Genomic DNA, 1,684 nt, shown 5'->3' on the forward strand with positions numbered 1-1,684 from the left:
AGCCTGGATGCACCGATTTGGGGTGAGGTTTCTGGTGTTTGATGGGGTGTTGAGAAGCGAGATGCCTTGCTGCAGTGCAAGAATGGGACTTGTCTAAGGAACACATTCAGGCACGAAGAAAGGCATCTCGCAGATGCGATTCTCTCATACCAACCCGGTAGCAGCAGCCTCGTTCGACGACCCGAACCTGATCGCCGCAGCGGGGGTCGTGCCGGTGATGGGCTTGGCCACCTCGTGCAGCTTGGCCGACCTGGCCGACGAGTGGCTCACGATCCCCACCGACAAAGGCGCCCACCCAGGAGCGAAGGTATCGGCGCTGGTCACCGGCATGGTCATGGGTGCGGACAGCATCGCCGACATGGGTGTGCTGCGTCACGGAGCGATGGGTACCCTGTTCGACCGCACCTACGCACCGTCCACGCTGGGATCGTTTCTGCGGATGTTCACCTACGGCCACACCCGCCAACTCGACGCAGTCGCCACCCGGTTTCTCGGCGAACTGACACGACAGACCAGCCTGCTCGGTGATCTCAGTAATCCCAGCGCCTCGGTGATGCTCGACATCGATGACACTGTCATCGAGGTCCACGGCTATGGCAAACAGGGCGCGCAGGTCGGTTACACCGGCACCCGCGGACTCAACGTGTTGCTGACCACGCTCACCGCCCCAGGACGGGCCCCGGTGATCTGTGGGCAGCGCCTACGCCGCGGTGCTCGCGGTTCCTCGCACGGCGCAGCGTCAATGATCACCTCAGCACTGAAGACGCTCACCCGTCTGAGGCCCACCACCACTGCACCACCAGTGCTGGTGCGTGCCGATTCCGCGTTCTACTCCTACGACATGGTCCGCGCCTGCCTGGCCCACGGTGCGCACGTCTCGATCACCCTGCGGCGCCAACCCGACGTCCTGCGCGCCATCGCCAACATCGACGCCACCGCCTGGACACCGATCACCTACACCCGCCCGGTCTATGACCCCGACACCCACACCGTGGTCCACCGCGCCCAGGTCGCGGCCACCCCGTTCACCGCATTCACCGGCAACATGAGCGGCAAGAAGCCAGTGCCTGGTCACCTGATCGTGCGGCGAGTACCCGACGAACAAAGCACCCAGACCGGCGAGTTGTTCCCGATCTGGCGCTACCACGCGTTTTTCACCAGCCAACCCGACCCCGATCCGGTCACCGCCGACGCCATCCACCGCGGACACGCCATCATCGAAAACGTCCACGCCGACCTCAAAAACGGGCCCCTGGCCCACCTGCCCTCGGCACAGTTCGCCGCGAACAACGCCTGGCTGACCTGCGCAGTCATCGCGTTCAACCTCTCCCGCGCCGCGGGATGTGTGGCCGGGATGACCACCGCCACCACCGCCACCGTGCGCCGCACCCTGATCAGCATCGCCGCCCGCATCTCCCGCTCAGCACGCCGCGTGACCTTGCACCTACCCCGCGACTGGCCCTGGCAACCGTACTGGCAGAACCTCTTCGACCACACCCACCATCGAAAACCCGCGTAAACCCCTACCAACCCCGCCCACCCCCGGGCCCAACCAGGACACCCAGTGAAACAAGCCGACATTCCGAGATCGGCAGACCACCCACGCCCACATACCACCACCCCCAAAACCGCACGCCCACAACACCCTCCACCACCACCGGCACACCACATCGGTGCATCCAGG

At 64.9% G+C, this 1,684-nt stretch carries 1 protein-coding gene; it reads left to right on the plus strand.

Annotated elements, in window-relative coordinates; genetic code table 11:
• Positions 1 to 133: 133 nt before the first annotated feature.
• Positions 134 to 1,519 (plus strand): IS1380 family transposase, encoded by a 1,386-nt coding sequence (locus NWF34_RS25205; protein ID WP_024498686.1) that lies wholly within the window; start codon positions 134 to 136, stop codon positions 1,517 to 1,519.
• The last annotated feature ends 165 nt before the right edge of the window (positions 1,520 to 1,684 follow it).

Source organism: Gordonia sp. GONU, from assembly GCF_024733855.1.
GTDB classification, from domain to species: Bacteria; Actinomycetota; Actinomycetes; order Mycobacteriales; family Mycobacteriaceae; genus Gordonia; species Gordonia amicalis.

Bases quoted from the DNA above. Each gene is read 5' to 3' on its own strand.
- NWF34_RS25205 (WP_024498686.1), top strand. From the start codon at position 134: ATGCGATTCTCTCATACCAACCCGGTAGCAGCAGCCTCGTTCGACGAC.